This window comes from Brucella sp. HL-2 (assembly GCF_025846885.2).
Lineage (GTDB): Bacteria > Pseudomonadota > Alphaproteobacteria > Rhizobiales > Rhizobiaceae > Brucella > Brucella quorumnocens.
Genome location: NZ_JAOYTK010000003.1, coordinates 48,284 through 69,950 on the forward strand (window position 1 = coordinate 48,284; position 21,667 = coordinate 69,950).

Genomic DNA, 21,667 nt, shown 5'->3' on the forward strand with positions numbered 1-21,667 from the left:
AATGGATCGCGTCAACGGTAATAATCCGGCTGATATTGGTGGAGGCCGTCGCGGCTTTCAATCGCAAAATGCTGCTGCAGGTGTCGCTGGAACGGAAGTGACGGCCAAGTATCTGAATGATGTGCAGGAAGAAATCTGCGCAGTCATTGAGAATGCGGGCCTCGTTCTTGACCCCAACAAACAACAGCAACTTTGGGAAGCATTGCAATCAATTGCCGCGCCCGGATTTGCAAATCGCACACCTTGGCTTCCAGTCTTATCCGTAACGACTACCGCTCCACCTAACGGTGCCATTCAAGGTGATGCATATATTGTTCCAGCGGGAGCCACAGGCGCTTGGGCGGGGCATGCACAAAAAATTGCTGAATGGACAGGTACAGCCTGGCGCATTGTCGTGACCAAAAACGGGCATGGTGTCAGCCTGCCTGACGGGCGGGTCTTCGAACGCGTGGGCGGCGTATATGTCGAAAAGATCGCCGTTGATGCTCAATCAGGTAAGTGGAATTTCTCGGTTACTGGCGGAAGTGCCAGCGCATTAACAGCCACATTGTCACCAGCCCCACCGTTACTATCCGACGGCATGGTGGTGATTATCGTTCCGTCATTAAAGCCGAACGCTGGAGCGACATTCAACTTGAACGGGTTGGGTGCAAAGGCGGTATTCGGTGGCGACGGTGCGCTCATAAGGTTTGGTGATATGATGCAGGGTGCGCCTGCAATGCTTGTCTATAGTCAGCAGTTGAACGGTTGGGTACTTTTGACCACACCTCGTTTGTTGTCACAAATTGTTGGCTTCAAAGCGGACACCATCACCGGCGGCGTCGCACTTGCTACAGGCGTCCTAACATTCGTTAGACCGACAAACAAAATCTTCGATACCACAACAGGTTATAGCGTTGCGACGGGCGAATACACAGTCAGTAAAGCGGGTGTCTATTCGATCACAGCGAATTTCTACATGGAGAGCGTAGACAACATCACGATGCTTTTCATCTGCAAGAACGACACACCAGTTGCTGAATCATCCAGCAACTCAAGAGGCCGTGTTTTATCTGTCAGCACGCTCGAACAATGTGCGATCGGGGATAAAATCAGACTGGCAGTGAGGCAGTCCAGTGGGGCGACCATGCAGACCCCTACGGGTACTATGCAGTATTCGTTTGCCGCCACCTTATTGGGGAATATCTAAATGAAAATAGCTATCGCGGTTGATGACTTGACACGTTTGGCCCTCGCGCTGCCGCAGATCACGGAGGTTGCCGCCTACGACGGGACACATCTCGACGTCCCAAAAGCACTTGGAGAGGAAATCACTGCTCTCCTCGCTGGTGGTGAGTTGCACGAACTCGCTTTATCTGCACTCCGACAGACATTGAAAGGCGAAGTCGACAAAGCAGCCGAACTTGAGCGCCTGAAGTACATTACGCCGGGTGCAGGTCAGGCGATGACCTACCAACAGAAGATCGCGGAAGCACAGGCGTTTAAAGCCGCAACTAACCCGCAACCCTTAGACTATCCGATCTTGTCATCGGAAGTCGGCATCACAGCTGATACCTTGGTTGAGGTTGCCAATATCGTACTAGCGGCCTTCGGTCAGTGGCAACAGATCGGCGCGATGATTGAAAGCATCCGCCTTGGTGCCAAACGCGACATCGATGTGGCAGAGCATGAAGCTGCAGCCCGCGCCGTTGCAGATGCCATTGTCTGGCCGTCGGTACAGGTGCAGTCATGACGGCGGTTGTGGGCGTTTTGCTGGACGATCTGCGCGGTCTGCTTTCGGTTGAGCATGATGGTGCGATCACATGGGACGAACTGCAGGAACTGAAGAATCAGTACTTCGGGAAGGATGTCGTCGCGATTGAGGTTTATCCGCCACATAGCAACGTCGTGAACAGCCTGCCTATGCGCCACCTTTGGCGGCTTGGTGCTGGCGAATACTGGCCTGACCTGACTGGACAAAAAGCCGTTGGCGACCTGACTTTGCGCGACCGTGAATTGCTTACAAGAACGGAATTGGAATATCTCCAGCAGCGAAAGAGTGATCTTGTTGCAGCCAGTTGATATGCAGGCTAGGCGTGTCATTAGATCGAAAAACAAAAAGGCTGAAAAAATGAATCGCAACGCACAGTTTGATTTAGCTCGTCTACTTGCATGTTGCGCGGTGATCATACTGCATGTTTCAGCAGGCTATTTATATCAGTATGGAAGCGTACCTTCTTATCAGTGGCATTTCGCGAACGCTGTCGATTCTGCTGTTCGTTGGTGTGTTCCCGTATTTGTCCTTTTAAGCGGTGCCTTGAATGTAACGTCGAAGAACATCCACTACCGTGGCTTTCTCGCTCGACGTTTAACAAGGCTCTCGTTGGTCATTATTTTTTGGAGCGCAGCATTTTTTGCTTATGCGGGTATTTATGATCTTAATGATATGGCTACGAGATTGCTTGCCGGGCAACCCTATTACCACCTCTATTTTCTCTTTTTGATTGGCGGACTTTATCTCTTAACGCCTGCATTCGCCTCTTACACGAAAGCCGTTGGTGATCGACAGGCGATGATCACTGGTTTGATTTGTCTGACAATAGCTATGGCAGCATGGGCGATTACAGATCGCAGGATGACTGCATTTACTTGGTTCATACCGTTCATCGGATACTACATCATTGGCGGACCACTCAGCCGGTCGCCACTTTCGCTTACAATAGCTCTTCCAGGCTTTGTGATTTCATATCTCGTAACGGTCATAGGTACATGGGTACTGGTGGAACATTTCGGGCCGGGGGGAATTGGCCTCTATCTCTATAATTATCTCAGCCCATCGGTCATTTGGATGTCAATCTGCATCTTCTCGATCTTTGTCCGACTTCCAGTGAAGGCAACATCGCTGCTAGTGAGCTTAAGTGCAATTACACTAGGCGTTTATGTTCTTCATCCAATGATTTTAGAGAACTTACAGAAGTGGATGCCGATAGTTCTACCGCCGATGGGAGCGGTAAAAACAATATCCCTGCTTTCGGTTGCGACAGTGGTCCTCACTTTCGTAGTTGCTTACGGCGCAGCCCAAATACCAGTTTTGAGAAAAGTTTTCAGATGATGCGTTGCGCTGGCGGCAAAGGTTAGGCTGTGCGAGAGCTGATATTTTTGGGAGGGAAGTAAAGCCCCTTTAACGAGCGCTTAACTCAGTTCTTTGACATCGGAAAAGTGTTGCCACGCGATCTTGCGCTCGCTGCCACGCGATTTTGCGCGCTACAGTAGAAGCCGCGCTATTCGTGAAGAATCACGACAATTCCAGCTATTTATAGGTGCTATTTAAGTGTCCTACGTTGTTTATCGTTAATGACGAGGGCAGCCGCCTTGTCTCGTTACAAGACTCACGATCTATTACGCAGAAATTATACAGGACAAGGTGATATGGCTCAGAAAAGTGCAGTTAAAGCTCCAGCTATGATGGCTGTTGCAGGAGTAATATTCTTAATTGGTGGCTTTTATCTCCAGTTTAGCGCGTCAGGGGTTTCTTCGGCTGATCAGATGCGTTGTGAGCAGAATGTCAAAAATCTCTACAAAGACAGTGCCGAGGCGCAACAAACACTGATGCCAACATGCAATGAGCCAGGCGTTGTTGCCATGATGGATGCAAAGGCAAGCGGATCAGGCGCATTCGACGCAGCGGCAGCAATAGCTTCGGCTAATCAATCTGAAATCGGTTCAGGCGCTTTGGGTTATGGGCTCATGGGCGTGGGCATCGCACTTTTGATTTCAGGACTTTTTGGCCAGTCTCGCGCTAGAAAGATTGGCTAAAATCTATCAATAAATGCCAGCTGCACTTGAAGTCGGCATTTGACCGCTGACTGTCAGGCGAGGCGGGTATGCGCAAAACGGGTTCCTGCCTTGGTTTGAATGTGCTTAAAGAAGGCACGAAGTTTATACAGGAGCTAAATGTGCATTCTTTCGGCAAGGTAGCCATAGCCAGTGCGATTGCTATTCTGATGGTTTCTCCTGCACTTGCGGATGCAAAGACGGATTCACTTCAACTCAGGAAATCCGTAGTTGAAGGGTTGTTTACCTATATCGAACTGGGTGAGAATTCTGACGGGCGTTCGAAGGCGCTCGGCATTGCGATGGAAGAGAAGGTGCAGGTACCTGTTGCCAAAGCACAGTATGAATGGCAGGAAATTGCGAAGAATAGCTCCGATGCTGGCGCATATGAGGCGTATAAGATGTGCGATACAGCAGCCAGTTCGCTTCAGAATATTGTGAAGATCATTGCGGGTTACATCAAAAGCGACAGCACTCAAGAGCCGGAATATGATTCCGCTCTGACCAAACTGGGTGCTGATCTTACCGAGTGCGAAAAGGCGCTCGATGTGCAGCTGACCTTCTAATCATTGATACAAGATATATTGGTAGCGGCGCTCGAATTGCGAACGCCGCCATCTAAAAAATTATTTCAGGTCAGCGAGAATATCGTCATAGACCTTGCAGGCGCTTTCAGGATCTGTTGTGAGCTGCGACTGCGCACCGGAAAGCTTCTGTGCTACTTCGGACGCTTTCTGTGGATCCTTGGCAGCGAGTTCCTGCATCTTCGTGGCAAACTCTGTTGCCTTTGCACTTACTTCTTCAGCTGTGCAAGCGAGCGAAGGTGAAGCAGCGGCCATTACAACAGTGATGGCAAGAAGGTATGCTTTCATTGTTCGTTCCTCGTGACTAGTCAAAGTTATATTAGACAATCCCGTATAATGGCCTGAATATAAAAGTGAAATAAGCTGAAAATCACATAGTATGTGCGAGATTAACAATAAACCTGCGATCATCCATCGGGATGCGCTATGAGGGCTGTGCGAATATTCGGATACCTCAATATCCACCAGAATGAGAGTAAATCTAAATAGATCAAAATAATTGTCGATACTCGACTATTCAGCTTTGTTTCGTTTTTAATATCTGACTTTTGCGCTTATTGAGCATCTATTAATTAAGCGTATGAGGAGATGATATGCGTCATATTCCAACAGCTATTGCCGGTTTTATTGGCTTAGCCATTTTGAGTGTCATTCTAGGGTCCTGGTATACTGTCGATGAAGGTGAACGCGGCGTTATTCTCCGTTATGGAGCAGTTGCTGGCGTTGCCCAGCCGGGACTTGGCTTCAAGATTCCCTTGATCGACTCCGTAGTCCGGGTTTCTGTGCAGTCCAAGGCCGCAATTTATAACGGTATGGAAGCTTATAGCCGGGATCAGCAGCCTGCCACGATGAACCTTTCGGTAAATTACCGTATTCCGCCAGATCGTGTGGAAGAAGTCTATGCCACCTATGGCGGCGAAGATGGGCTCTTATCTCGTCTGGTGGAGCGTCGCGTATTTGAAGAAAGTAAAACGGTTTTTGGTCGCTTTGCTGCCATGACGGCTATCCAGGAACGTGGTCGGCTTAATCAGGAAATCGCAGATGCGATCCAGAAGAGTGTGAGCGGCCCAGTCATTATCGACAGCGTACAGATCGAAAACATCGATTTTTCTGATGCATATGAAGCAAGCATTGAGCAGCGTATGCTGGCCGAAGTGGAAGTTCAGCGCCTTCGCCAGAATGCTGAGCGTGAAAAAGTACAGGCAGAAATCACCGTTACGCAGGCCAATGCGCAGGCAGATGCACGGCGTGCCGATGCTCAAGCACAGGCTGATTCCGTACGTTTGCAAGCACAGGCCGATGCAGAAGCAATTCGCTTGAAGGGTGACGCAGAGGCGCAGGCTATCAAAGCACGCGGTGATGCATTGCGGGACAATCCAGGTCTGGTGTCTCTAACGCAAGCTGAGCGGTGGAATGGCCAGCTACCGACGACCATGCTGCCGAACGGTTCAATCCCTATGCTGAATATCACGCAAGAATAATTCGACATTTGATACGTTGGCGGGTCGAAAGGCCCGCCATTTTTGCGAACATGAGCCAACGGGAACGCACGAATCGGAAGCTTCACGTTCACATTATCTAATTAATCTATATGGCTAATAATAAACGAAACTTCGTTTCCAAACATTCTTCTCTTGAGAGAAGAATGGCGCGAGTGACGGGGCTCGAACCCGCGACCTCCGGCGTGACAGGCCGGCACTCTAACCAACTGAGCTACACCCGCGCATTGTTCTGATGTTTTTCAATCAGGAACGCTGCTCATGTATTAGGGAAGTGGAGCAGCGTCAATCGTTTCTACGCTTAAGACCATAAAAAAGTTCGGATAATTCTAATTTAGGTCTGCATTTGTGGAAAACACCTGAAATCCGCTCCCTCAGGTCACGGGTAAATGATCATCTGGTACTGAATTTAAGCAAAAGCGGCACCCCAAAGTGTGTGCCGCTTAAATGAGATTCGCTGTTACTTGACGGATTCGCCGGTCTTAGGATCGATTTTGATTTCGACCTTCGCGCCATTCTTCATGAAATATTCGATTTCATAATAGCCGCGATCATTCCAATCGACTTCATCGATGTATTGCACATCGGCGGTCTGTTCGATCTTGGCAATGATTTCAGAGAGCTTTGCACCCTCTGGAGCTGCGGCGAAAGCGCCGGCAGAAGTTGCTGTGAGAAGAATGGCTGCGAGCATGGTGCGCATGAAGAACTCCCTTCGATTGATATAGTTTCTAGGTAAGGCCTGAAACGCACATATCAAGGTGGTGCTTCGCCAAAGACTCTTATTGCCACGAGCCAAAGTGTGTCTGCAAAAAGCAGCCAAACACGAGGAAGGCCAATATGGCCAGGGCGATCAAGAGTATTTTCATTTTTTGATCATCCGCATTGTTCAGATCACATACAAGAAAACTGTATGTGATCTGAACCTGTCAGATTGATCGGTTTCAGGAAATGATTTCGATCAACGGTTACGATTATCGACCGAAAATGCGCCAGCACCGGTCGCTACCAGTGTCAGGAATACGAAGCAGAAAAGAATGGCTGCATCGCCGCCATTGGCGACAGGGAAGAAGCTCTTTGGGAAGTGTGCCATGAAATATGCAAAGGCCATATGGCCTGAAAGAATAAAGGCGACGGGACGTGTGAACCAGCCCAGGAAAATCAACGCGCCGCCAACAATTTCCAGAAGCGCCGATGCAAGCTGAATAGCAGACAGGCTGTCAGGGCCCGCGATTGGGAAGCTGAACGCTTTCTGTGTCCCGTGCTCAAAATAGAGCAGCGCTGTCACGATACGTAGGATGCCAATAGCATAGGGTTGATATTTATTGAGCGAGCTTGGTTCTGCCATCAGTTTCTCCAAATATGAGTTTTAAGTTCAACAAACTCATGAAGCCAGAAATGTGGGAAAATGCAAGCAGTCGCTAATTTTTAATCTGCGCAAACCTATCTAGCGACAGCGAGATTGACCGAGTTTCACCTCAAACTGGCGAGGTCCAACCGTTCCATTTTTCATCGGTTTGGGGACAATATTCGCTCTGAGAGAACAAGGTCCGGCAATGATCTGATATTGATCTTCCTTCTGATAGATCACTTTGCTTATCGGATACTGCGGAAGCGCGGCTGCGGCGGCCTCAATGACAGCGGTTAGCTCTTTTGCACGTTGATAGTTCGGAGCAAGTGCTGCTTGTGAACTGGTGGTGATGAGAAGCAGGGAGAGAGTGCCGAGAGCTAATTTCAGTCGCGCCATGGTGTTCTCCGTCTATAACAGCATGAAAATAAATGGAGCGGGTAGCGGGAATCGAACCCGCGCATTCAGCTTGGGAAGCTAGCAGGCTACCATTACATCATACCCGCCCAGTATAACCTATCCTAGCAAGACGCAGGTCAGCACGCCAGTGCTGTTGGAATACTAGCGCCGCAATCTTATCTTTATCGGTTCCAATCATTAATAGGCGTAAGAAGATTTCATCGCGGTTCCCATTGATATCCGTAAATCCGTCGCCATTTGCGGTACTCAATATTTAAACCGAAATTTCCAACAGGTACCTATGGCCACATCTTCCAAGCGCCGAGCATTACTGATCGTCAATCCAAAAGCCCGCAACGGCAAAGGGTTCAATGCCGACATGCGCGGGATACTTGAGCGCGGCGGCATTTCTCTCATTGAGAAGACTGCGAAGGGGGATGAAACCATTTCTGATGTCATCCGTTCCAATAGCGAAGTCGATTTGGTGATTGTCGGTGGCGGCGACGGTACATTGAACGCAGCCGCACCTGGCCTCGTCGAAACGAAGGTGCCGCTTGCCATATTGCCGCTTGGCACGGCGAACGACTTTGCTCGCACAATCGGCATTCCCGCCGACCCCACAGAAGCCACGCGGCAGCTGCTCACTTATGAACAGCATCCCATCGATCTTGGTGAAGTGAATGGCCACCTCTATTTCAATGTGGCGAGCATCGGCTTTAGTGCTGAACTCGCGCAGAAACTGAGTGCTGAGGCCAAGAAAAAGTGGGGTAAACTCGGCTACGCCATTGCGGCTGGCCGTATTCTGATGCGTTCAGAGTTGTTCACTGCCTATCTCGAACATGATGGCATTACAGAGCAGATAAAGACGCTGCAAGTTTCGGTCGGAAATGGCAAGTTTTACGGCGGCGGCATGGCCGTCGAAAAAGATGCAGCCATAGACGACGGCAAGCTCGACTTTTATAGCCTCGAAGTTGACCATTGGTGGAAATTGTTGCGTCTGTTACCCAGTTTGCGTCAGGGAACACAGTCAAAGTGGGACGACGTTCGTGCATTTCCCACGACTGAAGTTATCATTCGCACCAAGAAGCCAAGGCCAGTAAACACAGACGGTGAACTTTCAACCTGGACCCCAGCTCACTTTCGCTTGCATCGTGAAGCGGTCAACGCTTACAGGCCATTCTCATTCTGATAAAAAATGGCCCGCTCTTTAAAGAACGGGCCCAATTCATGACGTTAGGTGACTGGCTCGGAGGTCATAAGAGCCATAGATGAAACGGGCGAGGAGCCCAATCGTTCCATCATCAGAAGAAAAAGTACCAGATAAACAGAACAGCGATGAATGGTACGCCGAGAAGCCAAAGGATTAGTGCACGGAACATATTGTCTCTCCTTCATGTTGTAATTTCAACGATCTGGCAGGAAATTGGTTCCCATAATGATTATGTTCGCAACTGCTTCGGTTCGACTCATTTCAGGGGATTTGCAAAAACTTTAATGATCCGTCAATAATTCAGTGACATCACTAATTTCTAAAAGATACGATCGGCCTTACGGTCATAGTTAGTGTATTGCGGGCGTGTGGCGTATGAGTTCAAACGGGTGGCGAAACCGTGCTAAGAATGCAGATCTATCGATGATGCGTCAAAAGCGCGGATCGACTGCTATGTTGACATTCATGGCGCTGGCTGTGGTTTTGGCGGGTTGCGCAAGCGCCCCGCAGCCGAAATCGTCGAAGAAAAAGCACCCCAAAGAATATTTTGCCGAATCCAAATATGGTGTGAAAGCCAGCCCACGTGTCACCAACCTTCAAGGCAAGCCATTGCCACGTGGTGGTGGCCGCGATCAGGTCGGTAAACCTTATCAGGTCAAGGGCCGCTGGTATTATCCAAAAGAAAACAAGAATTACGCCTCAACGGGTCGTGCTTCCTGGTATGGCAGTGCTTTCCACGGTCGGTTGACCGCCAATGGCGAAATCTATGACATGACGCATCTGACGGCAGCGCATCCAACGATGCCGCTGCCAAGTTATGCGCGTGTCACCAACACTTACAACGGCAGTTCAATTATCGTTCGAGTGAATGATCGTGGACCATTCGAGCGTGATCGCGTGATTGATCTATCGCAGAAGGCTGCTGAGTTGCTGGATTATCAGCATCACGGCACGGCCGATGTGAAGGTTGAATATGTAGGGCGTGCGCCTCTTGATGGACAGGACGATGCGTATCTGATGGCATCCTATCGTCCAGGAAATGGGGATCCGATTGGACAGCCGGCGACCGGCGTAATGATGGCCATGAATGCGCCAACGCCGACACCAGCCGGAATTGCGGCGATGCCGGTTCCACCGTCTTCTCCATTTGAGGTCAATCCGGCTTATGGCGATGGCGAGACACCGTTGCTCCCTGCAAACGTTCCGGTTCCTTCACAGCGACCAGCTGGCAGTTTCGGCGTTGCGACTGCGGCTCGTATTGGCGGACTTGGTTATGCTTCCGACCGTATGGCAGCCTCTGCCTTCGCCGAAGAACGCACCTATGGCAGCATTTTGACCGCAAGTGCGGTTTCGGACGCCTGGAAGCGTAGAAATGCAGAAGAACAGCGTGAATATGTCGAGATCGGTGTTTTTAACTCGCTGGACGATGTGACGAAGCTGGAAAAATCTCTGCCGCGCACTGCACGTGTGACACGCACCAAGATACCTACGGAGCAGGGCGACGTTTATGAGCTGACGGCATTTGCCGAAAAGGGCAATAACGACGATTTGCTTCGTGCGGCGTGGAAAGTCGGAGCAACAGACGCCTTTGTTGTTCGTGCCGACTGATTTTGGCCGGAAAGGCTGCATAGGCTCGTCGGAAGTTTAAAGCATTTCCAGCAAAAGTGTGGAGCGGTTTTGCGTAAGATAGTGCTTTAAAACAGATAGATAGAGCGGTTTCCACGATTCAATATTAACTGGAATCGCTCTAAGCGGACGGGTGAATCATGGGGCGTTCTTCAAATAGCGTAAGGCTTGCGGCAGCATTTTCCGTTGCGGCTTCAATGACCGTGCCGGGATATGCGCAGACTGTGCAAGCTGCATTCGCTACGAAGGCTCCCCAAGTCCTGTTACTGGACGATAAGAGCGGCACCGTCCTTTTGTCCAAAAATCCGGACATGAAAGTGCCACCCGCGTCGCTTGCCAAGTTGATGACGGCTGAAGTTGTCTTTGAAGCACTTGAAAAAGGCCAGACGACGCTCGAAACCAGCTACCCTGTCACTGAGTATGCGTGGCGCACCGGCGGTGCACCTTCTGGCACGTCAACGATGTTTGCTAAGATCAAGTCGACGCCAACGGTTGCTGATCTGCTGCAAGGCATGATTGTGCAGGCTGCAAATGACGGTGCCATCATTCTCGCTGAAGGGCTGTCTGGCAGCGAAGCTGCTTTCGCGCAAAAGATGAATGAGCGTGCGAAAGATTTGGGCCTCATCGGCTCGAATTTCGTGAACGCGACCGGACTGCCCGCCGAAGGACAAACGGTAACGCTGTCCGATCTCATAAAACTCGCGCGCCATATTCATAGCGCTCATCCCGAACGTTACGTCTATTATGCCCAGCCGGCATTCACTTGGAACAACATCATGCAGCGCAATCGCAACCCGCTTTTGCGGCTTGATATTGGCGCAGACGGCATGGGAACGGGCTACACTGAAGCATCCGGTTATGCTTTGGTCGCCTCTGCAGAACAGAACGGACGCAGGCTGTTTCTTGCAATGAGTGGTTTGACCAGCATCAAAGAACGCGAGGAAGAAGCAAAGAAACTTATCCAATGGGGGATGACTTCATTCGATACTATAAGTATTTATTCGGCTAACGAAGAGATCGGCACTGCGCAGGTTTTCGGCGGCTCCGCCTCCAGCGTTTCTCTGAAAGTCAAAGACGATGTTGAACTGCTGCTTCCAAAGGAAGGGCGCGACAAGCTCAAAGCACGTATTTCCTACGAGGGGCCGTTAAACGCTCCCATCGAGACAGACACGCAAGTTGGAACTTTGCGGTTCGAACTCAATGGGAATGTAGTACAGCAAATGCCGCTCTATACGGCTCAATCGGTTTCGGTTGGCACTCTCTCACAGCGAGCAATGGGCGCAGCGCTGGAGCTTTCCACGGGTTGGCTAAGGAAATATCTCTAAACCCTCCTCGACCTCACGCGCAAACGCCGATAAACAATAGAGAGCTTGTTTTAAGCTGAACTCAATTTTGCGGAAGCCAGTGTGACCGGATTGTTTATTACATTCGAGGGTGGGGAAGGTGCGGGTAAATCAACCCAGATTGCCTTGCTGGCGGAGCATCTGCGTAGCCTTGGTTTTGATCCGCTGATCACGCGTGAACCCGGTGGTTCTGCGGGTGCTGAAGCAGTTCGTCACGTGATTCTGAGTGGTAATGCCGAAAGTTACGGTCCTGCAATGGAAGCGCTGCTTTTCGCTGCTGCTCGAGCTGATCATGTCGATCAGCTGATCCGTCCGGCATTATCTGAAGGTCGCGTTGTGCTTTGTGACCGTTTCATCGATTCGAGCCGTGCCTATCAGGGCGTGACAGGAAATCTCAATGCCACTTATATGGCTGCTATCGAACGTATTGCTATCGATGGTGCAATGCCAGATCTTACGATCATTCTTGATATTCCTGCAGAAAAAGGTCTTTCTCGCGCAGTGAAGCGTCGAGGGACTGACATTGCCGATCGTTTCGAGAAAGAAGCCATTGCGGTGCACGAAGCCCGGCGTCAGGCGTTTCTTGAAATTGCGAATGCCGAGCCCGATCGCTGTAAGGTGGTCAACGCCGACCGTTCACAGGATGAGATATCAGCCGATATCGTAGCCATTGCAGACGAAATTTTGAAGAAAAAGGGACTTCTGTGATCGAAGAACTTGATGTCCCAAAAGCCCATGATTCCATTGAAGGCGTAGCTGAACCATCTGCCAGTGATTATCTCACCGGTCATGGCGAAGTAGTAGCTTTCCTGGCACAGGCCTATCGTGAAGGTCGTATGCATCATGCGCTGCTTTTTGAGGGTGCTCAGGGTGTTGGCAAGGCGACACTGGCCTTTCATCTCGCAGGCCACATGCTTGCGTTTGGAGATCAGACCTTTGCACCTGAAACGATCGGAATGCCTGATTTCAGCAAACCACTCTGGCGACAGATCGCAGGTGGTATGCATCCGGCCGTGTTGCATATTAATCGGCCCTTCGATCAGAAAACCGGCAAGTTCAGGACTGGTATTCCTGTAGAGGAAATTCGTCGCGTCACTCATTTTCTGACCCGCACGGCATCGGACGGCGCATGGCGAATTGTCATTGTTGATCCTGCCGATGATATGAACCGTAATGCTGCGAATGCGCTTCTCAAAACTCTGGAGGAGCCACCGGCACGCGCGATGTTCATTCTGATATCGCATTCGTCGGGACGGCTTCTGCCAACCATCCGTTCACGCTGCCAGAGCATCCAGTTTAAGCCTCTCGGAGATGATGCGCTTACAGATGCATTGGAGCACATTGGACCTAGCGTCGGGCTTGATGCCGACGGCATCACACAATCGCTTCTGACTGGCTCTGAAGGCAGCGTGCGCAAGGCGCTGCTTCTCGTGGCCCATGGAGGCCTTGAAATATCGAATGCCGTTGATGCCATATTGCAGGGGCAGGCGTTTGATCTTCCAAAAGCTCAAACGCTTTCAGGTGTTCTGAATGGGCGTGAGGCAGAAGTTCAATATGAACTGTTCCGTGATTACCTCATGGGCCGGATTGCAGACGAAGCTCGACGCTATGCAGATTCGGGTCAGTTGCGTGAAGCCGATCGGTGGTCGCGTTTCTGGAGCGAACTTGTTCGTGAAATTTCGAATGCCGAGACCTATAATCTCGACCGGAAGCAGGCAGTTATGATCCTTTTGGAAAAAACGCATCGCGCTTTTCGATCTGGCATGCCTCCGCTTACGTGACATGGTGCTTCACTTGCGTTATGTCACCGCTAACGTTTTTTAAACATCACACTTGAAGAAGCCGGATTTCTGATGAGCCGCGAAAAATTCTATATCACCACCGCAATCGCTTACCCAAATGGCAAGCCGCATATCGGTCATGCTTATGAATTGATTGCGACTGATGCCATGGCGCGTTTCCAGCGTCTGGATGGCAAGGATGTTCACTTCCTGACCGGCTCGGACGAACACGGCATTAAGATGCTGCAGAGTGCGCGTAAGGAAGGCATTACGCCACGCGAACTCGCAGATCGCAACACAGCTGCTTTCCAGCGCATGGGCGAGTTTCTGAACAGCTCGCACGACGATTATATTCGCACCTCCGAAGAGCGCCATTACAAGGCCAGTCAGGCAATCTGGCAGGCAATGGCCGCCAATGGCGATATCTATAAAGGCGGCTATGCGGGCTGGTATTCGGTTCGTGATGAAGCCTATTATGGCGAAGAGGAAACGGAAGTCCGTGCGGATAATGTCCGCTACGGTCCTCAGGGCACCCCTGTTGAATGGGTTGAAGAAGAAAGCTACTTCTTCCGTCTGTCCAATTATCAGGACAAGCTTCTTGAACTTTACGAAAAGAATCCCGGCTTCATCATGCCTGCGGAACGCCGCAACGAGATCGTGAGCTTCGTAAAGTCTGGTCTGAAAGACCTTTCGATTTCGCGCACGACATTCGACTGGGGTATTCCGGTTCCGGGTGATGAAAAGCACGTCATGTATGTCTGGGTTGACGCCCTGACGAATTACATCACGGCAGTTGGATATCCTGATACAACCGATGAAAAGTGGGGCTACTGGCCTGCCGATGCTCATATCATCGGTAAGGACATTTCGCGGTTCCATGCAGTCTACTGGCCAGCATTCCTGATGTCGGCGGGAGTTCCGCTGCCAAAGCGCGTGTTTGCGCATGGCTTCCTGTTCAACCGCGGTGAAAAGATGTCGAAGTCGCTTGGCAACGTCATCGATCCGTTTGAACTGGTAGAGCGTTATGGTCTTGATCAGCTGCGCTACTTCCTGATGCGTGAAGTACCATTTGGTCAAGATGGCAGCTACAGCCATGATGCGATCGTCAATCGCACCAATGCCGATCTTGCCAACGATCTGGGCAATCTTGCACAGCGCTCGCTGTCGATGATTGCCAAGAACTGCGAAGGCAAGGTTCCTGTTCCTGGTGAGTTTTCGGATGCTGACACGGCTATTCTGGATCAGGCCGATGCGGCACTGGAAACTGCGCGTAAGGCAGTCGGTGATCAGGCGCTGCATATTGCTCTTGGTGCAATTTTTGCCGTGGTTGCGGAAGCAAACCGTTACTTTGCGGGACAGGAGCCGTGGGCACTGCGCAAGACTGATCCTGCGCGTATGGGTACGGTGCTTTATGTAACCGCGGAAGTGATCCGCCGCGTCGGCATCATGGTGCAGCCGTTCATTCCGCAGTCGGCTGAAAAGCTCCTCGATACTCTGGCAATCCCGGCAGATAAGCGTCAGTTCTCTGACGTAACTGCAAGCCCGCTTGTCGGTGGAGCCGAACTACCAGCACCACAGCCGGTCTTCCCGCGCTTTGTGGAAGCGGAAGAGCAGAACTGAGCTGAATATGCTGGTTGATAGTCACTGCCATCTCGACTTTGCGGATTTCGAGCCAGAGCGCGATGCTGTTGTGGCGCGCGCGCTCAATGCTGGCATCAAGCGCATGGTCACAATTTGCACGCGTGTACGCAAGTTCGATGCGATCCTGACACTCGCTGAGAATTACGAGTCCGTCTATTGTTCTGTTGGAACACACCCGAACAATGCGCATGAGGAACTCGATGTCACGGCCGATGATCTGGTGCGTCTGGCTGAGCATCCGAAAGTCGTCGCCATAGGCGAGGCGGGTTTGGACTATCATTATGATTATGCGCCGCCGGAAGCCCAGCGTCAGGGCTTCCTCACGCATATCGAAGCTGCACGTCGCACACAGTTGCCGGTCGTGATTCACGCGCGCAGCGCGGATCAGGATATGGCCGACATTCTGGAATCTGAGACGGCGAAGGGCGCGTTTCCCTTTATCCTGCACTGTTTCTCGTCCGGTCGGGCATTGGCTGAGAAGGGCATTGAGCTTGGCGGTTATGTGTCATTCTCCGGTATTCTGACCTTCAAGAACTCAGCCGATATTCGCGAAGTTGCAAGCATTGTTCCGCGTGATCGTCTGCTGGTCGAGACAGATGCGCCATATCTCGCACCGATGCCGCATCGCGGTAAACGCAATGAGCCGTCATTTGTGCAGCACACGGCAGCCGTTTTAGCTGACACAATTGGTGTGAGCAGCGATGAGATAGCCGACATCACAAGTGAAAACGTCTTCCGGCTTTTCTCCAAAATGCCAAAGCCTGCTGGAGAATAATCATCGTGGCAGCTTCCCGCAATTGCTTGCGTTTCACAATTCTGGGGTGCGGATCGTCCCCCGGTGTGCCACGTATCAACGGTGATTGGGGCAATTGTGATCCTGAAAATCCGAAAAACCGGCGTCGCCGCGCCGCACTCCTTGTGGAGCGGTTCGACGGTGAAGGAAACAGCACCGTCGTCGTGATCGACACGGGACCGGATTTTCGAGCGCAGATGATCGATGCGGATGTGCCGTCGCTGGATGCAGCTGTTTACACACATCCACATGCCGATCATATTCATGGGATCGATGATCTTCGTACCTACGTGGTCGAAAACAGGCGCCTGATGGATGTGTACGCCAACCGGCTGACGCGCAATCGGCTGTTTGATGCCTTTGGCTATTGTTTCGAGACGCCAGCAGGGTCGAGTTATCCGCCGATCCTCTCCATGCATGACATCGTCGCTGAAACGGCTTTTACGATTACAGGAGCAGGCGGATCGATCCGGTTTGAACCATTCACGCAGGTTCACGGTGATATTGAATCGCTCGGCTTCCGCATCGGCAATGTCGCTTACTGCACAGATGTCAGCGCATTTCCAGATGAAAGCCTGAAATATATCCGCCATGCAGATATTCTGATTATCGGCGCACTGCAGTATCGTCCTCACCCAAGCCACTTTTCACTTGAGCAAGCGCTCGAATGGATTGAGTTTTTTGGACCTAAGCGCGCGATACTGACTCACATGCACATACCGCTCGATTACGAGACAGTCATGCGGGAAACACCCGATAACGTTGAGCCTGGTTATGATGGGTTGCGCTTTGAAGTTTCCATCTGAAAAAGCCCGCTGCGTGTATTTGCAGCGGGCTTTTCTCTTTGGGCTGTAGTCGTTGATCAGGCAGCTGAACCCTTGACCGGGAACGGCATGACATTACTGCTTTCGTCTTTAGCCTTTTCAGACTTGTCTTCAAGTTGCAGTCCACCAGCGCGGAGCAGGTCGGAGAAGCGGCCACCGCGTGCAGCCAGTTCGTCGAAGCTACCGCGTTCAACCAGATGTCCCTTATCCATGAACAGGACAATATCAGCAGAGCGAACAGTCGACAGACGGTGCGCAATGATGAAGGTCGTGCGATTGTGGCTCAGATCATCAACAGCCTGTTTGACCTTTTCTTCTGTCTCAACGTCAAGCGCACTTGTCGCCTCGTCGAGCACCAGGATCGGAGAATCCTTGAGGATAGCGCGAGCAATAGCGAGACGCTGACGTTCACCACCTGAAAGCTGCGAACCACGTTCACCAACGACCGTGTCATAACCGTTGCCCTTTGCAAGAATGAAGTCGTGCGCGGCAGCAGCTTTTGCAGCAGCATGAACCATTTCGTTAGAGGCATTCTCGTTACCGACACGAATGTTATCTTCGACCGAACGATTGAACAGACCTGCATCCTGGAACACGGTTGCAATTGCATGACGCAACGAGCGGCGGCTGACGGTGCGTGTATCGGTGCCGTCGATCATAATGCGACCTGCAGCAGGGTCGAACACACGCTGGAGAATATTGATCAGTGTTGTCTTGCCAGCACCCGTTGGGCCAACGATAGCCACTGTCTGTCCAGGCTTGACTTCGAACGACACGTCATAGACGCCCTGACCCGAATTCGGAAATTCGAAGGTTACATTATCGAAAACAATGCCACCCTTCACATCTTCAAGATCGGTTGCATCCTGCGGTTCCTGACGGTCAGCGGTCGCGTCTTCCATTTCGAAGAACTCTTCCAGCTTTGCGCGGGCTGTTACAGTCTGGTTGATGAACGCGCTGATCTGGTCAAGACGACCGATCATAAGTTGAGCGAAACCGATAAAGGCAATAACATCACCAACGCGCATCTGGCCCTTGGTCACGAAATACGCACCAAGCATCAGCACGATAACCATCGAGAGCGTCGAAGCCATTCGGTTCAGACCGCTGGCAAGCGCCCACCAGTTGAGAACCGGAAACTGGACGTTTTCCAGATTCTTTGCATATTGGCGCAGCGACTGTGTTTCAGAAGCGATGCGGTTATAGCTCTGCACGACCGAAACGTTGCTGATGGTATCGCTGACATGCTCGAACAGCTTGTGGTGGTGTTTTTCAACCGCCGTCTGGCCATCCTTTGTCTTGCGCATGACGAGCTGGCCAATCATCACATAGATGACACCAAGCACGATTAGCACCATGGACATGCGCATATCCATGCTCATTGCGACTGGAATAAGCGCGACCAGAGCCACAACTGTGGTCAGGTGCTGACGCATGAATTCAAGCCAGAGCGTGAAAAAGGAGTCGGTCGCGCGGATCAACGTGTGCAGTGCGTTTGATGTACCGCGCTTCTGGTGCCACGAAAGCGGCATGGTAATGATGCGCTCATAAGAGTCGATCATCACGCCGAGACGACGGCGATGGGCGAGGCGGTCTGCACCGCGCGCAACAAACACCGCTGCGACAATGTTAAACGCACCAAGTGCGGCCCACATGGCGAGCTGCGTAAAGATATCACCTTTATCTGAGATAGCCTGAATAACGCGTCCAAAAAGGATCGGTTCGGCCAACATGACAAGGGCAACCAGTACGCTTGCAATACACATGGTTATCGTTGCAGCCTTCTCAGCCGCAAGATATTCCATGGCACGCCAGTAGATTTTGAGCAATGACACCTTCGCACTCCCGCTCGTTCTATTTCACAGGACTAAATGGTGTAGTCCCGTTGTTCTATCAATATGCAATGAAGGCAAGAAGTGGCGAATACGTGTTAAGATTGACCATAAATTAAAAATGCATGTAACCGACCGTGAAGATTCATAGCCGCATTCCTATTCTTTGCAGAGCATTCCTGCTTTAGCAAAACAGCGGCAGATTGTTGTTTTCCCCAATTTAGCCTAGCAATCCGCCGTTGGCGCGTCTATTGACTGATTTAAAGCGCATCTCGAAAGACGGAAACAGGCTCTCGGATATAAGACGCATAAAAAGTCAGGCACGCTGGTTCGTGCCCAAAAAAGTATTGATCGGGTTTTTCATGGCAGGCGTTGAACAGAAAAGTGTGGCTGCAGACGAGACGGGTATGCGTCTTGATCGCTGGTTCAAGGTCCATTTTCCCGGACTTGGGTTCGGACATCTGCAAAAATTGCTGCGTTCCGGTCAGGTCCGCGTCGACGGCGGTCGTGCCAAGTCAGACACACGTTTGCAGGCAGGCCAGATGGTGCGCATTCCGCCGCTGGAGGTCGATGAAAAGGCCGCTGGACCAATGACAGCAAAAACCATCCGCAGCCAGCAGGATGGTGATGTTCTCAAACAGATGCTGATCTATGAAGATCCGAAGGTATTTGTTTTTAACAAGCCTGCGGGTCTGGCAGTGCAGGGCGGTTCTGGCCTTGTTCGCCATGTTGACGGCATGCTCGAAGCATGGCGCAACAAGCGGGGTGAAAAGCCACGTCTGGTGCATCGTATTGACCGGGACACATCTGGCGTTCTGGTGGTTGCCCGCACACGCGGAGCAGCACAGGCGCTGACTGCATCGTTCAGGGAGCGCGACACCAAAAAGACCTATTGGGCTTTGGTGAAAGGCGTTCCACGCAAGCGTGAAGACAAGATTTCGACATGGCTTGTAAAAGAACAGACGCCTGACGGCGATAAGATGCGCGTTTGCCAGCATGGTGAACCGGATTCCGATCACGCCGTTTCTTATTACCGGATCATCGAAAAGATTGGTAACAATCTGACCTGGCTGGAGATGGAACCTTATACAGGCCGCACCCACCAGCTTCGTGTCCACGCAGCACACATCGGCCATCCGATCATCGGCGATCCGAAATATTTTGAAGCAGATCAGAACTGGGAATTTCCGGGCGGCATTCAAAAAAAGCTGCATCTGCATGCGCGCCGCATTCGTATTCCCAATCCTGCAGGCGGCATCATTGATGTCACGGCACCTCTGCCACCACATATGGTGCAGTCTTGGAACTTGCTTGGCTTCGATGAGGCAAACGCGGAAGAATAAGAATGTCGGGTGCTGGGGGAGGAACGGCTCAGGGCCGGGTGTCGTTTGATGGACTGGCTATCGCGCTTGTCATGTTCATCATGTTCACATGGGGGCTTAATCAGGTTGCCATCAAGATCGGCAATCGCGGTTTCAACCCCATGCTCATGGCCGCAGGTCGTGCAGCATTGGGTGGCCTTTGTGTTTTTCTCTGGTGCTACTGGAAACGTATTCCGCTTTTTGGACGAGATGGCACTTTAAAGCCCGGCATTCTGGCCGGCCTTCTCTTTGGTGTTGAATTTGTCCTGATCTTTCTCGCCATGGAACTCACCAGCGTCGGGCGTGTCACTCTGATGATGAACGTGATGCCATTCTGGGTGGCGATCGGCAGTCATTTTCTTTTGGGTGAGCGCATGTCCATGCGCGCCTTCATTGGTATGTGTGTGGCATTCCTCGGTGTCTTTGTTGTCTTTTCGGACCATATCAGTCGGCCTGGCCCCAATGCGGTCTATGGTGATTTGCTTGCGCTGATATCAGGAATGCTGTGGGGAATGACGACGCTCGTCATTAAGCGGACGAAACTTGCAAGTGCTGCGCCCGAAAAGACGCTTCTTTATCAGCTGGCAGTGGCAGCTCTGGTTCCATTACCATTCATGTCGCTGAGTGGTCCATTGATCCGTGATCCGGATATGCTCTCGGTTCTGTCATTTCTGTTTCAATCGGTGTTTGTAGTAGCTGTGACCTATCCATTGTGGTTCTGGATGGTACGACGCTATCCGGCTTCCAAACTGTCTAATTTTGCGTTTCTCACGCCCGCTTTCGGTGTGCTGTTGAGTGGAATATTGCTCAACGAACATCTTGGCTGGAAAATCTTCGCTGCACTCGCCCTGATCGGGCTGGGCCTGCTTATCATCAATCGACCAGCAAAAGCCGGAGTTGCCCGATGAAACTCGTTCTCTTTGATTGTGACGGTACGCTTGTCGATAGCGGTGATACGATTCACCATTGCATGGCTGCAAGCTTTATTGATGCAGGATTGCAGCCGCCGGAAATTGCTCAGACCCATTCAATCATTGGTCTTTCGCTTCCATTGGCTATTGCGCAATTGCTTGGTCGTGAAGTCGATGAGCAGGTCAACTGGCTTACACAGCGCTATAAGGAAAACTTTGTTCGGCTGCGTCAGGCACCAGATTTCGCAGAGCCACTTTATGATGGTATCTTGCCATTGCTGACAGAGCTTGGCAGTCGCGATGATCTTCTGTTGGGTATTGTGACAGGTAAGTCGCAACGCGGCGTACGCTCGGTCTTTGAGCGTCACGGAATTGGACACCATTTTATGGTCATTCGTACTGCTGATGATTGTCCTTCCAAACCACATCCAGCCATGGTGCTTGAATCTTGCGCTGAAATGGGGATAGAACCGGACCAAACGATCGTAATTGGCGATGCAATCTACGATATGCAAATGGCGCGTTCAGCAGGCGCACGTGCTGCCGGTGTTTCCTGGGGCTATCATGGCCCAACCTCACTTGTGGAAGCAGGCGCTCATCACGTCCTGAATAAGCCTGAAGAACTCCATGCTATCCTGCATGAAATGGATGCCTTGGTTTCGTAATTGATTGCGACACGATAGCTGTAAGAACTGGATATATGAT

Annotated in this window: 23 protein-coding genes and 2 tRNA genes; 18 read left to right on the forward strand and 7 right to left on the reverse strand. The window is 51.2% G+C overall.

The features are described from left to right. Nucleotide 1: 1 nt before the first annotated feature. The 6 genes from OIV19_RS06065 (at nt 2) to OIV19_RS06090 (ending at nt 4,379) form a co-directional block, all read left to right on the forward strand. A complete protein-coding gene (locus OIV19_RS06065) occupies nt 2-1,189 on the forward strand; it encodes a DUF2793 domain-containing protein (protein ID WP_264231011.1) in 1,188 nt (395 codons plus the stop codon). Next, nucleotides 1,190-1,732, forward strand: coding sequence for a hypothetical protein (locus OIV19_RS06070; RefSeq protein WP_264231012.1), 543 nt, complete (start codon nt 1,190-1,192; stop codon nt 1,730-1,732). It abuts the gene before it with no gap. Beyond that, nucleotides 1,729-2,061: a DUF7694 domain-containing protein gene (locus OIV19_RS06075; RefSeq protein ID WP_264231013.1), complete on the forward strand. Its 333-nt coding sequence runs from the start codon at nt 1,729-1,731 to the stop codon at nt 2,059-2,061. Before OIV19_RS06070 ends, OIV19_RS06075 begins: the two co-directional genes overlap by 4 nt. Next, a complete protein-coding gene (locus OIV19_RS06080) occupies nt 2,045-3,091 on the forward strand; it encodes an acyltransferase family protein (protein WP_264231014.1) in 1,047 nt (348 codons plus the stop codon). Before OIV19_RS06075 ends, OIV19_RS06080 begins: the two co-directional genes overlap by 17 nt. Nucleotides 3,092-3,351: 260 nt before the next feature. Next, nucleotides 3,352-3,795, forward strand: a complete 444-nt coding sequence (locus OIV19_RS06085) for a hypothetical protein (protein ID WP_264231015.1) — start codon at nt 3,352-3,354, stop codon at nt 3,793-3,795. 68 nt (nt 3,796-3,863) lie between these two features. Next, complete coding sequence (locus tag OIV19_RS06090; protein ID WP_244923296.1) at nt 3,864-4,379, forward strand: hypothetical protein; 516 nt, start codon at nt 3,864-3,866, stop codon at nt 4,377-4,379. 60 nt (nt 4,380-4,439) lie between these two features. Here OIV19_RS06090 and OIV19_RS06095 read toward each other — a convergent pair whose 3' ends face one another. Beyond that, on the reverse strand, nt 4,440-4,685 hold the full coding sequence (locus tag OIV19_RS06095) for a hypothetical protein (protein ID WP_095446609.1): 246 nt from the start codon (nt 4,683-4,685) through the stop codon (nt 4,440-4,442). Between the two features lie 305 nt (nt 4,686-4,990). Here OIV19_RS06095 and OIV19_RS06100 point away from each other — a divergent pair, with 305 nt between their 5' ends. Beyond that, nucleotides 4,991-5,878: a prohibitin family protein gene (locus OIV19_RS06100; protein WP_264231016.1), complete on the forward strand. Its 888-nt coding sequence runs from the start codon at nt 4,991-4,993 to the stop codon at nt 5,876-5,878. Between the two features lie 165 nt (nt 5,879-6,043). Here the strand turns inward: OIV19_RS06100 and OIV19_RS06105 are convergent. The 5 genes from OIV19_RS06105 to OIV19_RS06125 form a co-directional block, all read right to left on the reverse strand. After that, nucleotides 6,044-6,120 (reverse strand) — tRNA-Asp (locus OIV19_RS06105). Between the two features lie 236 nt (nt 6,121-6,356). Beyond that, a complete protein-coding gene (locus OIV19_RS06110) occupies nt 6,357-6,596 on the reverse strand; it encodes a PepSY domain-containing protein (protein WP_095446611.1) in 240 nt (79 codons plus the stop codon). 258 nt (nt 6,597-6,854) lie between these two features. Beyond that, complete coding sequence (locus OIV19_RS06115) at nt 6,855-7,241, reverse strand: DoxX family protein (protein ID WP_095446612.1); 387 nt, start codon at nt 7,239-7,241, stop codon at nt 6,855-6,857. A 99-nt stretch (nt 7,242-7,340) separates the two neighbouring features. Next, the gene (locus tag OIV19_RS06120) at nt 7,341-7,640 is read right to left on the reverse strand and encodes a hypothetical protein (RefSeq protein ID WP_095446613.1); all 300 of its coding nucleotides are present in this window, start codon (nt 7,638-7,640) and stop codon (nt 7,341-7,343) included. 33 nt (nt 7,641-7,673) lie between these two features. After that, a tRNA-Gly gene (locus OIV19_RS06125) sits at nt 7,674-7,747 on the reverse strand. A gap of 194 nt (nt 7,748-7,941) precedes the next feature. Between OIV19_RS06125 and OIV19_RS06130 the strand changes: the two genes are divergently transcribed. The 8 genes from OIV19_RS06130 to OIV19_RS06165 all read left to right on the forward strand — a co-directional run bounded on the left by OIV19_RS06130 (nt 7,942) and on the right by OIV19_RS06165 (nt 16,840). Further along, entirely contained in the window at nt 7,942-8,829 is an 888-nt protein-coding gene (locus tag OIV19_RS06130) for a lipid kinase (protein ID WP_151094915.1), read from the forward strand. A gap of 444 nt (nt 8,830-9,273) precedes the next feature. Next, nucleotides 9,274-10,458, forward strand: a complete 1,185-nt coding sequence (locus tag OIV19_RS06135; protein ID WP_264231017.1) for a septal ring lytic transglycosylase RlpA family protein — start codon at nt 9,274-9,276, stop codon at nt 10,456-10,458. 215 nt (nt 10,459-10,673) lie between these two features. Beyond that, nucleotides 10,674-11,801 (forward strand): D-alanyl-D-alanine carboxypeptidase family protein, encoded by a 1,128-nt coding sequence (locus OIV19_RS06140; protein WP_264231150.1) that lies wholly within the window; start codon nt 10,674-10,676, stop codon nt 11,799-11,801. Nucleotides 11,802-11,882: 81 nt separating this feature from the next. Next, nucleotides 11,883-12,527 carry a dTMP kinase gene (tmk, locus tag OIV19_RS06145; RefSeq protein ID WP_095446617.1) on the forward strand — a complete coding sequence of 215 codons (645 nt, stop codon included), beginning with the start codon at nt 11,883-11,885 and terminating at the stop codon, nt 12,525-12,527. Beyond that, nucleotides 12,524-13,600: a DNA polymerase III subunit delta' gene (locus OIV19_RS06150; protein WP_264231018.1), complete on the forward strand. Its 1,077-nt coding sequence runs from the start codon at nt 12,524-12,526 to the stop codon at nt 13,598-13,600. Before tmk ends, OIV19_RS06150 begins: the two co-directional genes overlap by 4 nt. A gap of 72 nt (nt 13,601-13,672) precedes the next feature. Next, nucleotides 13,673-15,220, forward strand: a complete 1,548-nt coding sequence (metG, locus tag OIV19_RS06155) for a methionine--tRNA ligase (protein WP_264231019.1) — start codon at nt 13,673-13,675, stop codon at nt 15,218-15,220. A 7-nt stretch (nt 15,221-15,227) separates the two neighbouring features. Further along, complete coding sequence (locus tag OIV19_RS06160) at nt 15,228-16,016, forward strand: TatD family hydrolase (protein WP_264231020.1); 789 nt, start codon at nt 15,228-15,230, stop codon at nt 16,014-16,016. Between the two features lie 5 nt (nt 16,017-16,021). Next, on the forward strand, nt 16,022-16,840 hold the full coding sequence (locus OIV19_RS06165; RefSeq protein ID WP_264231021.1) for an MBL fold metallo-hydrolase: 819 nt from the start codon (nt 16,022-16,024) through the stop codon (nt 16,838-16,840). Between the two features lie 56 nt (nt 16,841-16,896). Here OIV19_RS06165 and OIV19_RS06170 read toward each other — a convergent pair whose 3' ends face one another. Further along, a complete protein-coding gene (locus OIV19_RS06170) occupies nt 16,897-18,693 on the reverse strand; it encodes a glucan ABC transporter ATP-binding protein/ permease (RefSeq protein ID WP_264231022.1) in 1,797 nt (598 codons plus the stop codon). Between the two features lie 359 nt (nt 18,694-19,052). Between OIV19_RS06170 and OIV19_RS06175 the strand changes: the two genes are divergently transcribed. The 3 genes from OIV19_RS06175 to OIV19_RS06185 are packed head-to-tail and all read left to right on the forward strand — an operon-like array spanning nt 19,053 to nt 21,627. Beyond that, on the forward strand, nt 19,053-20,033 hold the full coding sequence (locus tag OIV19_RS06175) for an RluA family pseudouridine synthase (protein WP_095447901.1): 981 nt from the start codon (nt 19,053-19,055) through the stop codon (nt 20,031-20,033). A gap of 2 nt (nt 20,034-20,035) precedes the next feature. Further along, nucleotides 20,036-20,959 carry a DMT family transporter gene (locus OIV19_RS06180; RefSeq protein ID WP_151094904.1) on the forward strand — a complete coding sequence of 308 codons (924 nt, stop codon included), beginning with the start codon at nt 20,036-20,038 and terminating at the stop codon, nt 20,957-20,959. Further along, nucleotides 20,956-21,627: an HAD-IA family hydrolase gene (locus OIV19_RS06185; RefSeq protein ID WP_095446624.1), complete on the forward strand. Its 672-nt coding sequence runs from the start codon at nt 20,956-20,958 to the stop codon at nt 21,625-21,627. Before OIV19_RS06180 ends, OIV19_RS06185 begins: the two co-directional genes overlap by 4 nt. The last annotated feature ends 40 nt before the right edge of the window (nt 21,628-21,667 follow it).